The organism is Paenibacillus sp. FSL R5-0887 (assembly GCF_038002305.1).
GTDB lineage: Bacteria > Bacillota > Bacilli > Paenibacillales > Paenibacillaceae > Paenibacillus_AQ > Paenibacillus_AQ odorifer.
The window spans coordinates 534243-548167 of sequence record NZ_JBBOCE010000001.1 but is presented as its reverse complement, the minus strand read 5'-3'; the positions used below and the strand labels follow the sequence as shown (position 1 = coordinate 548167).

At 45.1% G+C, this 13925-nt stretch carries 8 protein-coding genes; 1 reads left to right on the top strand and 7 read right to left on the bottom strand.

What is annotated here, in order from left to right; translation table 11 throughout:
- Positions 1–16: 16 nt before the first annotated feature.
- The 6 genes from cysK to MKY14_RS02370 all read right to left on the bottom strand — a co-directional run bounded on the left by cysK (position 17) and on the right by MKY14_RS02370 (position 9981).
- Positions 17–937, bottom strand: coding sequence for a cysteine synthase A (cysK, locus tag MKY14_RS02395; RefSeq protein ID WP_036683481.1), 921 nt, complete (start codon positions 935–937; stop codon positions 17–19).
- 147 nt (positions 938–1084) lie between these two features.
- Positions 1085–5005, bottom strand: coding sequence for a discoidin domain-containing protein (locus tag MKY14_RS02390; protein WP_340975690.1), 3921 nt, complete (start codon positions 5003–5005; stop codon positions 1085–1087).
- Between the two features lie 267 nt (positions 5006–5272).
- A complete protein-coding gene (locus tag MKY14_RS02385; protein ID WP_076303021.1) occupies positions 5273–6967 on the bottom strand; it encodes a methyl-accepting chemotaxis protein in 1695 nt (564 codons plus the stop codon).
- A 160-nt stretch (positions 6968–7127) separates the two neighbouring features.
- The gene (locus MKY14_RS02380) at positions 7128–7826 is read right to left on the bottom strand and encodes a Crp/Fnr family transcriptional regulator (protein ID WP_036683474.1); all 699 of its coding nucleotides are present in this window, start codon (positions 7824–7826) and stop codon (positions 7128–7130) included.
- A gap of 94 nt (positions 7827–7920) precedes the next feature.
- The gene (locus tag MKY14_RS02375; protein WP_076280879.1) at positions 7921–8445 is read right to left on the bottom strand and encodes a hypothetical protein; all 525 of its coding nucleotides are present in this window, start codon (positions 8443–8445) and stop codon (positions 7921–7923) included.
- 24 nt (positions 8446–8469) lie between these two features.
- A complete protein-coding gene (locus MKY14_RS02370; protein WP_076280880.1) occupies positions 8470–9981 on the bottom strand; it encodes a DUF4153 domain-containing protein in 1512 nt (503 codons plus the stop codon).
- 112 nt (positions 9982–10093) lie between these two features.
- Between MKY14_RS02370 and MKY14_RS02365 the strand changes: the two genes are divergently transcribed.
- Complete coding sequence (locus MKY14_RS02365; protein WP_340975688.1) at positions 10094–11788, top strand: ABC transporter substrate-binding protein; 1695 nt, start codon at positions 10094–10096, stop codon at positions 11786–11788.
- A 71-nt stretch (positions 11789–11859) separates the two neighbouring features.
- On the opposite strand, the gene MKY14_RS02360 is transcribed toward MKY14_RS02365, so the two are convergent.
- Positions 11860–13839: a CotH kinase family protein gene (locus MKY14_RS02360; protein WP_076306246.1), complete on the bottom strand. Its 1980-nt coding sequence runs from the start codon at positions 13837–13839 to the stop codon at positions 11860–11862.
- Positions 13840–13925 lie beyond the last annotated feature (86 nt).

Sequence of the window (13925 nt, the reverse complement as noted above, 5' to 3'; positions counted from 1 at the left end):
ATTCCTCCAGACGAAACTAAAATATTCCCATACTAAGATACCGTTCCCCTGTGTCAGGTGCAATGCAAAGCACGCGTTTGCCAGCCCCAAGACGACGCGCTTCCTGCAACGCCGCCCATACAGTGGCACCCCCGGATGGACCCAGCAGAATTCCTTCTTTTGCAGCTAGCGTTCTTACCGTCTCCAAGGCAGCCTCATCCGCGACTTGAACGATGTCATCGTAGACCTGTGTATTCAAAATGGCGGGTACGAAGCCCGGACTCGTTCCTACCAGCTTATGTGGTCCTGGCTTTCCTCCAGATAATACGGGCGAGCCTTGCGGCTCAACCACAAGAACCCGGATATCAGGTAGATGCTCACGCAAAACCTCACCGGTTCCAGTTATCGTGCCCCCAGTTCCTGATGAAGCAACAAACACGTCCAGCTTACCTTCCATTTGCTCCAGGATTTCCAGAGCGGTCGTTGTCCGGTGAATATCCGGGTTGGCTTTGTTCTCGAATTGCTGTGGAATAAAACTGTTCTCCACTTCTTTTCCCAGCTCAATCGCTTTTGCTATAGCTCCCGGCATCCGTTCTGCTGCGGGCGTCAGCACAACATCCGCACCATAAGCCTTTAGAATATTGATTCGTTCCTTGGTCATATTATCAGGCATGACAAGAATCGCTTTATACCCTTTTGCCGCGGCATTCATCGCTAAGCCTATCCCTGTATTTCCACTAGTCGGCTCAATAATCGTTCCGCCCGGCTTCAGCAAACCTGCTAGCTCGGCTTGCAGGATTAGATTATAAGCTGCCCGGTCTTTTACACTGCCACTTGGATTAAAAAGCTCCAGCTTCACGTATAGTTCTGCATCTTGGGGGCTAGTCAGCCGATTTAATCTTACAACCGGTGTATTCCCAATCAGCTCTGTTATATTGTTAACCACTAAGGATGTCATTTTAGAGCCTCCTTCATTTCTGTACCTTCCATTATTGTAACGTGAGCAGCACCTCCTGTCGATTCAGAACCTTAGTTTCTGCAACCTGAAAACAACCGCCCCCCACGAAAGCGGGAGACGGCTGTTCAGTACTGGCAGCATTTATTTTTAAGGATTAACGTTAATCGTAAAAGTAGACGTATTATTTTTAATATTCGTTACCGTGTTGGTAATCTTCAGATTGTTAAAGGTGGCTGACCCTCTGGCAGGACCTTGCCCAGCCTCAGCCGCTTCATTTACCCAGATGCCCACTCCGGATTTGCTGTCAAAAGCATCTCCACTCTTTTGCGCACCGGAAATTGTGACATTCGTGAAGAGGGTATCTGTCACTGGGAATTGCGGCGTGGAGCCGACATAGTTGGTCTGGAACATGATGCCATGATAGGTTGGATCAATGATATCCACATCACTGACACGAATGCCTTGGAATACCTTAGAGGCTGAGAATACCCAGATTGCCGGGAAGGTCTGTGCCCCCCAGAAATGTCCACCTGCACGAACAATGGAAATATTCTCAAAATTCGTTGTCGGTGAAGCGCCAAAGCCGTTCATTGGATACCCGAAGTCAAGTGAGCTGATCGTAATTCCAGAATAGCAAAGCGTGTCGGCAATATAAATGTTGCGGAAGGTATTGGCATATCCGCCATAGACGGCTACACCTGCTGCCCGCCAGGTTAAGATTGAAGTGAGATTCTCATAAATATTATCCTTCATATCTGCACCACCGGAATCAATAGCCGAAAACAATGCAAAGCTATCATCCCCTGTTGCCCGTGCCTCAATATTGGATACGAGATTATTCGTGCTGCCATTCGTCATATTGATGCCGTCAGCGAAGGTGTTGCGGATACGGGAGTTTTTGATCACCATGTAATCCGTATTAGCTCCCCAATACATACACACCTGATGTTCGGTCCAGATGTTATCGATCGTAATATTTGCCACATTGGAGAAATCAAATACTTTACCCGGGCCATCAATACGTGATGTGTAGTTCCCAAAGTAAGCAAAATTCGCAAAAGTAGAGCCGTTAGCGGTATCGCTTGCCCGGAAACCGATATCCGTATTCTCCTGATTCGTTGGAGCGTAAAATCTGGTATACCATGGGCCCGCACCAATGATCTTCATTGCTTTTCCATAGACCTGAAATTTACTGGAGGTCTGATAGTTACCGGCCGGCAAATACACACCTACGAGATTTCCGGTCGTATCCATGCGTACTTTATCTAGCGCATTTTGCACATCCTGATGTGTAAAGCCGGCTGGGACCGTATATTTGGCCGGATCTGGATTGGCAATCGGTGATACCTGCTCCAAACTGATGAAATCAATGGCATACTGCGAGGTATTTGCCACATCCTTTTGCAGTCGAATCGTACTACCTTTCGGAATCGTGCTGTCGAACATAATGTTAGCTTCATCATAAATATGCCGCGGAGAACCCGCGCTTGGTGAATTGCCGGGACTTATCTCTGAACCGTACAGCCATGCATATTTAGAGGTCAGATTAATCGCCTTGGTATAAACTCCGTTCACATAGATGTTCAGTGTAGCATTCGTACCGTCTCCACTCGCCGAATCTGGAATGGAGAAGCGGGTGACCAGTGTATTAGTGTCAGCCTTAGTAGTGAATTCTACATAACTGCCTGTAGTATTCAGTGTGACTGCTCTTCTGCCTGAAGCCTCACCCGCAAGATCTCCAATGGTCCGATTAGCAGTAAGCTTCACAGCCCCGCCACCAATCACACCCTCCTCAGCCTCATACATGTCGTAAGGCATATTGGCTCCACGACCTACAAAAAGAGACTGTGTTTGAATATTATTGGCCTGTTTAACTGGCAGCTCATTAGTGTCTACGGCAATTTCCGTCTTCACAGTATATTTGCCATTAGCTGCTGTCCAAGTGCCAAGACTAACAGGAGGCGCTGTTACTCCACTGCCAATCACGCCGTTATAGGTTCCAGTTAAGGTTTGGAGTACAGCATTCGTAGTAGCATCCAGAACCTTCAAGGTTATGTTATGCGCACCCCCTGCGGATGCTGCTGTCCCTTGATTCTTGATTGCTACCGAGAAGCTGACCACATTGCCGCCTGCTGGATTGCTTGGTGTCCAGCTAACAGGGGAAGCTACTAGATCAGAACTGGATACGGGAGCAATAATAAGAGAATTTGGGCTAGTGAAGCTGTTATTGCCTTCGTTCAATTCAATAACCGTATTATTCTCGTCAACCTTTGCAGTTAAAGTATAGGTAGCAGCATCCTTTGCGCTTATATTTAAAGTGACGTTCGTAGATGCGCCAGCCGCTAATGCCCCCACTGGGCTAGTGCCTACAAGTGTGCTGCCCAAGTAGAAATTCACATTAGTCGCTATGGAAGCTAACGTTCCAAGGTTTTTTACCGTTGCATTTAAAGTAATGGCATTGGTCTCTACTGGAGCTGAAGGTGACCATGTAAGACCGGTTATTGCCAAATCCGGATTAGCAGCTGGTGCACCCATCACTTGGAATTCAGCGATTTGTCCAGCGGTTGAACCAGTATTGGTGGTAATCTTCAACTGTACTTCACTAGCCGTGGCCGTTACCGGAATAGTGACCGTATTGCCAGTTGCCGGATTAAAAGTATACACGGTTGCTGGCACAAGACTAGTAAAGGCTGTTGTATTCTGATTATGCCCAAGCACTTGAATAGTCTGAGTACGTGTGGACCAAGCCGATGATGGATTCAGTTTGAGGACAATGGATGTAATATCGGCATTACTACCCAGGTTTACAGATAATGTATTGGGATAACTTCCTCCTGCTCCTTCCCAGTAAGAAGTTACATCACCGTCATTCGCATTTGTAGGAACAAAGGTAAAGACGGAAGAGGAAGCGTTGATGCTTTTGTTCAAAGCCAGATTGGAACCCGCCCCAGGCGTTGGTGTAACTGTTGGTGTCGGGGTCGGTGTTACCGTTGGAGTTGGTGTAGGTGTTACTGTCGGTGTTGGCGTAGGTGTTACTGTCGGTGTCGGTGTTACCGTCGGTGTCGGTGTTACCGTCGGCGTTGGGGTAGGTGTTGCCGTTGGTGTCGGAGTTGCCGTCGGCGTTGGCGTAGGTGTTGTCGCAGAAGCTGGAGTGACGTTCAAATTATCTAGATTCACATTTCCAGTGTCTCCTGCATCGTACTTATAAGTAATCGTGTTAGCACCAGCATTCAGAGCCAGCGTCTCAATCTTTGTTGACCAAGTATTCCAATTGGCCAGATTCGCAAGTGAGGTTTGCTTAATTTTAGTTCCATTCACATAAACACTAATGGTTTTTGTACTGCCTAATGCATTTGAAAATCTTAATGTAGCATCATAGTTACCAGCAGAAGCCACATTAACGCTAAATGCAGTCGCAGCACCTTGATTTAGGTAACCATCAACAAATCCTGTACCTGTATAACCTGTATGATCCGTGTTAACCTTGGCACCACCGGATAATGCGGCATTCTCCGCTTCATATCCTGAGGATGGAGTTGTAGTTGTATTACCATGAACCTCAAATTCCGCTAACTGTGCTGCTGGCCAGACCGTATTGGATGTGAAATTCAGTTTAACATATCTGATATTCGCAGTTGTAAAGCTGATGGTCACTGTATTGGAATCAATCGTTGGATTAAATGTATAATTGGCGGAATCTACTAAGTTATTGTAAGTTGCATCATCTGTACTTCCTTGCACCGCTAACGTTTGAGTTCTTGTTTCCCAATTCGTTGGCAGCTTTAGTACAACCTGATTCACGCTGCTTGCTGCCCCTAAATCCACTTTAATCCATTGCGGAAAAACACCGCTTGCGCTCTCCCAATACGTTCCTTGGCTGCCATCATTAGCATTGGCTGCTACGTATACATCACCGAAGGAGCTTGAAGTAATAGTCTTCCCTTGGGCTAAATTCCCCGCGGCTAAACTCACCGAGGGATATAATCCTAACTGACCTACAAATAATATAACAATCAAACAATAAAGTACTGCCGTCTTCCCGGTAAATCTTTTAGAAGCTGCTATCATTGAATAACCACCTTCCAAAATTTTGTGGAGCTACACAGCAGAAAGGATGCGCTTTCAAAACAGTAGTTTTATAGACATTCGCCTCCTACATTTGAAATGATGGATTACGGATACAAGCTAACTAATAACGCTAATAATATAAGTTATAGGTAGATGGCCGTCGATGGCGATTTCTATGCTTTGTATGTGGGATATTACGTTCAACCAAAAAAAGCCCCGGAGAGGCCAAGGGGATTATATTGCCCCTTAACTCTCCGACGCTTCATGTTATACATTAAATCTAGCTACCAACCCTTGCAGTCCATGCGCCATTGTACTTAATTCACTTGCAGAGGATGCAATTTGTTCGACCGAAGCCATTTGCTCTTGTGAGGCTGCTGACACATGCTGAGTACTCGCAGCGGTTGTTTCCGAGATTTGCGTAACGTTACGAATTGACTCTACAATCTCATCCGCAGCTGCCGTAATCTCCTCCACGGCTCCAGATACTTCCTGAACCTGTTCAGCAAGTGAATCTATAGATAATCGAATCTCACCGAAGGAACGTCCCGCTTCCTCGATAATCTCCGTACCTCCCTTTACTTCACGCATGCTGCTCATCATCACCTTCATAGCATCATCTGCTTCACTTTGGATCCCAGTCGCCATTTCTGCAATTTGATTGGCGGATTCCGCGGACTGCTCTGCCAGCTTACGGACCTGATCGGCAACCACAGCGAAACCTCTACCTTGTTCACCAGCACGAGCTGCCTCAATCGTCGCATTCAGGGCCAGCATATTCGTCTGCGAAGCGATTCCTTTTATGACTCCTACAATACTGCCAATCTCCTGAGATCGATTCACAAAACCTTGGACCTGCTGTGATAAAGATTGTATGGAGTGATTAATCGATTCCATTTGCTGCCCAGCGGCCTGAAGGGATTCATCTCCAGTAATGGCAAATGCCGCAGAGCGATGGGAGGCTTCCGAAATGTCCTGGACACTGGCAGCAATTTGGCCGATTCCTAGTGATATTTCTGAGATTGTAATTGTATTAGTCTGCAAATCATTCATCTGTTTGGCTGTTCCAGAAGCGACTTCACCCATAATATCCGATATTCGTTCTGTGGCGCCTGCCGTCACTCCACTATCTGACCTAAGCTTTGTAGAGGAACTCGCGAGACTATTCGCTGATAACTTCACCTGTTCAATCATCGTGCCCAGATTATCTGTCATTTTATTAAAGTTAAACGCCAGTTCACCAATCTCATCTTTAGAACGAACACTTAACTTGCGGGTAAGATCGGCATCCCCATCTGCAATTTCCTTCAACTGAGTGTTCACATCACGAAGCGGTTTAATAATCCGTCCAGAAATTAGCAGCGCAAGGATCACCGCGAGCACTACCGACAATCCGGTCACACCAAAGCTAGTAATCAAAGCGTTGTTACGATGCGAATTTGCCAGGCTTTGTCCATTCTCTATTTCCTCTATGAGCATGTTCTGAAACACAATCTGAGATTCAATCATAGCGTCTAATGACAGGTTCGTGAATTTCTTCTGCGCTTCCGGGAAGTTGCCTTCCTTAGCTAAGGCAAAAGCTTCCTTCAGAACGATTAAATAATCATTCCATTTGCTCTTCAGCTCAGCTACACCCTTTAACTCAGCTTCACTTAATCGGGCATTCTCCAGCTCTGTAATAGCATTTTCAATCAATGGGAGCATTTCTTCATACTGCGCCAGATATGAATTCCGCTCATCATCTGTGTTACTCATCACATAACGAGCACCCAGCTCATCTGCGGTACGAATCTTATCCGTTAAGCCTTGAACAAGTGACAGCTTGTCCCAGTTACGATTAACCTGATCTGTCAATTGGGTAACCTTCCCCTGAAACAATGTGTTTCCGGCTATCGCCACTAGAAAGACTATAATCACAGCAGTAAATCCTAAGACTATTTTCCCACGGATACTTTTCACCATCGGTTTTCCTCATCTCTATATGTATGTAGATCTATTTGGTACTTTTATCCTACTAGCTCTCCCTTAAGCCTCTCTGAATTTGAACTGAATGTTTGCTTAAAAAAACAAAAAGACCCCTATTTCCGGCCGAGGCAGGAACTAATGGTCTCTTGAGATCTTTTTATTCGTATAAATTTCCGTTAGCCAGCTCTGCCAGCTTCGATTCATCCAGTACACTTAAGCGTCCACGATTTCGTGTAATGATTCCTTCATCAATAAAACGCCGTACAATTCGATTAAGATGCCGATAGCTTGTGCCAAGCAATTCTGCTGTCTCAATAAGACTTGAGGTCCGAATCTCCTCCACCCGCCGGTCACCATTTTTATCCGCGAACAAAGACATTAAATAACTGGCAAATCGATTCTCCACAGGATACAACAGGTTAAGTGCGGAGGCTTGACCGAGTGTATGCAATTTGTGACTAAGTTCTCCGACGAGAAAACGTAACAACGCTGTGTTTTCCTCAAGCTCTCTCAGGAGTAGTCTTCTCCCTGCAAAAAGAATCAAGCTCTCACCCACAGACTCCACTTGATTCTTAACAGGGAACCGGTGAAGCAGCTCTACATCCCCAATCACAGATATCGGATTTGTAAACCGCACCAGCATAGATTTGCCATTTGGCAGCAAGGTCTGGATTTTGAGCTTGCCCTCAACCAATATGAACATTCCATCCAATTGATCGCCAACCAGACACAGCTTTTCTTCATCCGCGTAACGTCTCAACTCCATTTTATGCGTTACCAGCGGGCTAAATATTCCGTCCAGACCGTTCTTCACTGCCAAGGCACGGACAGCCTCACGGTCATTTATCGTCTGCATGTAGTGCCCCCTCTATTGTTTGCTCTAGTGTAATTTAGAATACCCCACAAAAAAAGGACATATGTCCTTTTTAATGAGGTTTTCCTATGACACTTTACATTACAACAGAATCCACACAATAACGAATCATATCCACCTTCTGATCCTGCAGCCAAAATTCAATACTCCGATGGTTGATTTTATCCACGTATCCGATAATCTCAGCCCCTTGCTCCCCTCTTTTATAATAAGAAGTGCCATAAGCCTTGATCACTTCGTCCGCTGAAGCTCCAATATGAATATCTCTTGCCGTACTCATCGTATGATCGGAATAGACGCTGATTAGAATGATCTTATCATCACCACGTGCTGTGGCTATTGTTGTCTCGTGACCCAGATCATAATACTGATACCGCTCTATATCATTATTTGGCTTAGGTTCCGTAGCGATTGAATCAAGGCTTTGAAGCAGCTGAATGCCGCCCAGACTTTCCTGTTCAAGATGGGTGCTGGAAACACGCGAGTAATGATTTTGTTTGGGCGCATTGTATAAATAGATATGATAGATCCCGTAACTTAAACCTACCGTAATAAAAATAATGATAAATGACCAGCCTCTTTTAAATGGCTTTTTCCTCACTGACCTCACACCTTCTTCTTACCTTTACTGTGCAAAATATTCAGCCAGCTCACGCTGCGCCAGATATTGCGGGAAATTAAACGACTGCCATGCCTGCTCACGCTTATTGAGTTCTCTCCATTCATTCTTTAAAAAATCATCCAGCATCCCATCTTCCTGTTCACTAAACTTTATCAGAGAAGGGATGACCTCCGGAGATAAACGGACCAAATAATTGGCGTCCAATTTACCACTCGCTGCATAGCGATCCATATTTTTATTAGCGATAATAACATCCATCCCGATATAGTTCATGACGACGTAGGAGATCAAGCCCAGCACAATATAACATTTCGCCAATGGCACACGCTGAACAGCTATCCGTAAGGCTGCAACCACCAACAATAAGCCCATAAATATCATAAATGCATGCACTAAAAACCGAGTCGTGGTATAGCCATACACCTCTTCATAGAGAGTCAGACGGGTATAGGCGGAATATAGCATAACTGTCGAGCAACCAACCAGAATGTAGAGCAGGACATTAATGAATTTTTGCAGCCCCCCACTTCTTTTTCCTTCCGATACCAAAGCCAGCAGTAAAATCACGAAATTAATCGCAGCCACCATAATCAGCTCAAAAAATCCACTACGTGCGTAATCAGCATATGAGCTGCCCTCTGGTAAAATCCCTTCCCATGCTCCAAACAAGTAAGAAAACTGTACGAAAACAAACAATACATATACCGTGTTAATGGCTATAAGAATCGTCGTCATAATTATCGGATCCATTTTAAAGCTTACAGGCGCCAGCACTGGACCATATTCCTTAGGCTGCATATTCCAGTCATAGATTTTCGAATCCACATACCCCCACACTAAGCCGAACAAGCCCATGCCCAGCAGGATAATCCACAGCACCCGCACAAAACCTTCCCCAAATGAAATCCGATCCAGCACATTCGGCAGCGCCAGCAGTACATGATGAAACACTCCGTCCGCTGAGGACAGCAGAGTCACCACAACCAGCAATATTGGAAAAGAGATCGCAAGTCCTATCAGCACTTTCCCCATGACCTGCTTACGCTCGTCCTTCATTTTACTGCCGCCAGACCTTTTAATGATCGTAAACACAGTGCTCCAATGGCGGAAATTCTGTGGAAGCACATGCTCCAGCGTGTTCCCCACTAATCCAAGCCGGCTCCAAGCCGGCCGTTTATCACTAAGCAAATAAGTCATATGTAATAAAATCAACACCGGGATCACCAGCAGGTTCAGCCCAAAGAAGAAAAAATTATGAAAGAATAAATAGGTTAATGAAAGTAGAAAAATCGCTCCAAACCAGAAGTAACTGAATTTGTTAAGCTTGCGGATTTTAGCCTTGGCATAATAAAGCATGAACGCATAGAACAGACATACAAAGATTGGATACGATAGGCCCGCCAGCTTTCCATAAAATAAATACTGATGAACTATTGCCAGTAAGAACGCGGCAAGCAAAGCAGCAAGCGATCGATTAAGCCTAAGTCCCGTTCCCGTTTCCATTTCCTCGGTCATGGTAATTACCCCCATTTTCTTACTTTCTCATCCTTATTTTACGTGATAAAATAAGAAAAAAAAGAGAAAGAATTTATTTATAATTTCCTATTTTCCGAAAGGAACCAAAACAATGAAGCTGCATAGCCAATTTTTAAAGCTGCAATCTCATTTTGGGGGAGCCACAGAAATCTCAGTGACGATGGATGAGTTGGCATTGATTTTCGGCTGTACACACCGCAATGCCATGCATATTGTGAATAAAATGATGTTGCAGGAATGGATCAAATGGACGCCTAAGCGTGGGCGGGGAAGCCGCTCTTTGCTGCAATTTCTTGTTCCCTCCGAAGAAATTGCCCTTCAATCCATGATGCAGGCGATTAGCCGCAAAGATGTCCACAACGCTTTAGAAGGCATCAAAACCCATGCCAGCTCCACCTCACTGCAGGATACACTGCAGGGTTGGCTGCTGACCTATTTTGGGCATCATTCTGAAATTCGTAGTGACAAACAAATTGATACTCTCCGGCTGCCTATTACCCAGCAGCTCCATACCTTCGATCCGCTCTATATGAATTTGCTGGCAGAGTCATTTGTTTCCAGCCATGTTTTCGACGGGTTAGTGAAACGAAGCGGTGAACAGGACAAAATTGTTCCCTGTCTGGCTCACGCCTGGGAAGTCGATGAGAGCCGGACGCTCTGGACTTTTTTTCTACGCAAAGAGGTGTTATTCCATCATGGAAAAGTGCTGACAGCCAAGGATGTAGTCTATTCCCTGGGACGGTTGATGCAAACCTCTAAACGGACACTCTATAGCTATATTTTCAAAGAAATCCAGCGGGTCACCGCATTAAATCCATCTACCGTTCAAATTACGCTTAAGCAGCCTAATGAACTATTTCTGCCATTTTTGTGTACGAGCAGAGCCGCAATTGTACCGCGTGATTTAGAAGGAATGGATGAGCAGAGCTTTGGCCGTAGACCCGTGGGGACTGGCCCCTTTAAGGTTGTGGATATGACCGAGGACACTTGTGTGCTGGAGGTTTTTCCTTATTATTTTCAAGGACGGGCTCATTTAGATCGGGTTGAAATCCTTTATGTCCCGTGGGATACCGAAACGTCATCCTCTGATACGGGTTCTGCTTTTCACGTGATTCAGAATCCCTCATCCGCCAGTTCTTCGACCTGGAGCCGAATTCATTCGGAGTCTTCCATTCGGAAATTCGTCACCTGCAATACGCAAAAAAAGGGACCGCTAAGCGATCCCCTGCTTCGGGCAAAAATAGTCTCCTGTTTAAAAGACGATTCAGCGTCCATCGAGCAAGAAGCGATAATAGATCAAGAAATCACGTTGCAAATCTCTACGATTCCACAATATGCTGGCGATGCTGATTTTATTGCCACTAGACTAGAGCAACAAGGTTATAAATGCAATGTCATTTCCGTGTCTCCAGAGGAATTTAAAGGTCCGATTCGGCTGGAATCTGACCTGATTGTTTTCTCATTATTCCGTGACGAGGATGAACAACTTCGTTTATTTGATCTATACCTCACGCTCTCCCAGCATATTGAACCGCATACCCGGGCGGATATAGAAGGCTGGCTGTATACCATCGCGCGCGAACCTAATCCGGTGGCCCGAGCGGAAAGTTTCAGTATCATCGAGAACCGTCTGATTAAAGAGCACCACCTACATATTTTGTATGAAAAGCCGACTCAGACAGCTTATCTCCCCTCTGTCCGCGGGGTTAGCTTCAATAGCCAGGGTTGGGTCGATCTTCGTCATGTCTGGTTTCCGCCACTGCTCTCTAGCAGCAGCACGAGTTGATCTGCTTGAATTAAAAAATGCGGAAATCCAGAGCTTGCCCCGGATTTCCGCATACGCGATAAAGCTAATTATTAAGCTGCCGTTTTAGTCGTAGCTGTAACTGTAGAAGTCCCTGCATCCCACTTCACATCCATATTCAATCCCTCGGAAATAAATCTTACCGGAACCAGTGTCCGATTTCCGATAATTTGCGGAGGAACGTCGAGTGTGAGTGCTTTGCCATTGATATAAGCAGTCTTGCTGCCAATGGCCATTACGATCGTTGTATTGTCTTTTATTGCGGTAATTTTCTTAGTCGTTTGATCCATGGTTACTGTAGCACCCAGAGCATTAAAGATTGCATTCACTGGCACCAGCACACGGCCATCCTTATTCACAGGAAGCTGATCTGCAAAGCTGACCGCTGTTCCGTTTAAAAGTACGGATATTCCCTTAGTGCCCGTCGTGTTCGGATTCGTTGTTGATGGTGTTGTAGTTACAGAGGGTAGAGGTGTGACGTTAAGTCCTAGCTGGCCTTGCAAATTAGCAAGTCTGTTCAGCGCAAAGGTCATAATCGAACCTGCAGCCATTGTGCCCATACCTTGTCCCCCGCCTCCAGCGTTACCTGTTGGAGGTGTAGGATTACCATCAGTGGCAGTCCCTGTATTATCAGGACGTGCTGGCGGTGTCGTTCCATCCGGAGGTGTCATGCCCTCCATCCCTTCAGGAGGAGTCATGCCTTCCATCCCAGCTGGCGGAGTCATTCCTCCACTACCACCCATTTCACCTGTTGTTGAATAAGTAACATTACTTTCAAATTGTTCCATGGTATAAAATTTGGTTGGGTCTGCTTGAACGTAAGGTTTGATTAAGGTAGCCAATTCAGTAATTCTGCTCTGAATTCCTTCCAAATAATCAACCAGCTCAGATACATATTTCAGGTATTTAGTCTTATATTCAGGCACTTCCAACAGATTAGCAATCATTGGGACCTGATCTAAACTTATCCCAAGCGTTGGATTATCAATTGATGCAGTTACTGCGTTGGTATTGGCTGCAAGGGTTGTTGCCGATGTAGAAGTTGTGCCCGCAGCAGCTGTTGTCCCTGTTCTGCCGCCTCCACCACCAGAATACCCGTTAAAGGACATGTTCATATCCCATGGAAGTACACTAAATTTACCGGATGCATCCCCGTACAACATATAATTATGACCTTTATCCCCGTTATAGCTGTCATAGTTACCCAATACAGCATTAGCGGCAATATACTTCAGTGCCGAATCCACATCTAGCACACTTTCAATAGAACCCTTCTCACCGGCAGGCATCTCATTCAGCACCTTGATGAAGTTCTTTAACGAAGCTTTATCATCTTCTTTACCTGTATCATAAGTTATCGTTTCGTAGTCACTGCCTTCTTTGTACTGCAGATAACTTTTTTCTTCTGTATCATACAGAACACCATCGTCATAATTTTCTCCATAGGTACGTTCTAAGTAGCTGTCATCTATTGCTTCCACGCCTACATAAAAACCATATAATTCTCCGTTGATATACAGGTTGGTGAACACAGTCAAAGGTGCATCCACACCAACAGAACGGAGCGCTTCGTAATGTAAATATTCACGAATATACGAAGGGTCTGAGTAATTGTTGTTCAGTACCATTTTATCAAGACCAAGTAACGTTTGCTTCTTATCATATTTATCAAATTTCAGCCGGAAGCTGTATCTGTCCGAGTCTGTCATACTGGCTACCGATTTTAACGTCAGATTCCCTTTAGTAGAAAATCCAACATTTTCAACAACATTCCCGTCAACTTCAACCTTAACTTTTTTGTATTCTTTTTCGAGGGGACTTGCTAATATACTTTTCCAATCCGCATCATCAATCGTTACTTTAACATCAATGATTCTGTCACCCGCGAACAGGGATTCATACGCTTTCGTTACACCTGCATCCGCCGCACTAACTACGGGCGTGTTTCCAGCAACACCAAACGCCGTTGAGACGATAGCAAGACTTAGTGTAGCTGCCATGAACTTTCTCAGCAAATTTTTCTTCTTCACCATGTGTAATCCTCCTTGAAGTACAGATTTATGTTTTCGCAGTTCAAGGAGATTGTAAAATATGAATCTGAGTATACGCTGAATAGCTT

Bases quoted from the DNA above. Each gene is read 5' to 3' on its own strand.
- cysK (WP_036683481.1), bottom strand. From the start codon at position 937: ATGACATCCTTAGTGGTTAACAATATAACAGAGCTGATTGGGAATACA.
- MKY14_RS02360 (WP_076306246.1), bottom strand. From the start codon at position 13,839: ATGGTGAAGAAGAAAAATTTGCTGAGAAAGTTCATGGCAGCTACACTA.
- MKY14_RS02385 (WP_076303021.1), bottom strand. From the start codon at position 6,967: ATGGTGAAAAGTATCCGTGGGAAAATAGTCTTAGGATTTACTGCTGTG.
- MKY14_RS02365 (WP_340975688.1), top strand. From the start codon at position 10,094: ATGAAGCTGCATAGCCAATTTTTAAAGCTGCAATCTCATTTTGGGGGA.
- MKY14_RS02380 (WP_036683474.1), bottom strand. From the start codon at position 7,826: ATGCAGACGATAAATGACCGTGAGGCTGTCCGTGCCTTGGCAGTGAAG.
- MKY14_RS02370 (WP_076280880.1), bottom strand. From the start codon at position 9,981: ATGACCGAGGAAATGGAAACGGGAACGGGACTTAGGCTTAATCGATCG.
- MKY14_RS02390 (WP_340975690.1), bottom strand. From the start codon at position 5,005: ATGATAGCAGCTTCTAAAAGATTTACCGGGAAGACGGCAGTACTTTAT.